The sequence below is a fragment of the Clostridium sp. AM49-4BH genome (genome assembly GCF_003478335.1).
Lineage (GTDB): Bacteria > Bacillota > Clostridia > Lachnospirales > Lachnospiraceae > Butyribacter.
The window spans coordinates 1-681 of the sequence record NZ_QUFB01000148.1 but is presented as its reverse complement, the minus strand read 5'-3'; the positions used below and the strand labels follow the sequence as shown (position 1 = coordinate 681).

Here is a 681-nt window from a genome sequence, read left to right as displayed (position 1 = left end):
CATCTTCCAATACCTGTCGGGACACTCTTTCATATTCCATCATGCCTTCTTCCAACTGTTTATTAATATCTTTACTGCGAATTACAAGCATCAGTTCCGTATCCAGATAAGTACTTCTCATGTCCATATTGAATGAACCTATTACTGACAGATCATCGTCAATCAGAATACTTTTTCCATGATACGAATAACCGCCTTCATATTCCCAGATATCAATTCCTGTTTCTAAAATTCTGTTTCTGTTTTTGGCATAATCAGCAGCTCCAAATGGATTTCCGTTATTTGCAACAGAATTTGTCATAATAGAAAAGTGCGAAACCTTCTGTGCAATTTCCTCCCATGTATTATACATCATATCATTGCAAATAATATATGGTGTATGAATTTTTACGCGTTCCTTTGCATTTTTCATCAATTCTCCCAACTGATACCACACTACTGGTTCTTTGGAACCTGTGTGAATAGGATTTGACACTAATGCAATCTTTTCTGTCTCAAAAGTTTCGTCCGTGTAATCGGTATCGCAGATTCTTTCCTTATTCTCTTCAAAATATTTCTGATAGCCGTTCTGCAGCTCTAAAACTGCGTTCTTTACAGATTTTCTATTTGCCAGTTTTTTATTGTCATGAAAATAACCACTGTCTTCTTGTTCCCATATCGTTTCAAAATACTCTAACAACT

The 681-nt window shown here is 35.5% G+C and carries 1 protein-coding gene; it reads right to left on the bottom strand.

Features of this window, described 5'->3' with window-relative positions; translation table 11 throughout:
• Positions 1-681 (bottom strand): phospholipase D-like domain-containing protein (locus tag DW981_RS14830; protein ID WP_243034787.1); only part of this gene is annotated, 681 nt, incomplete at both ends.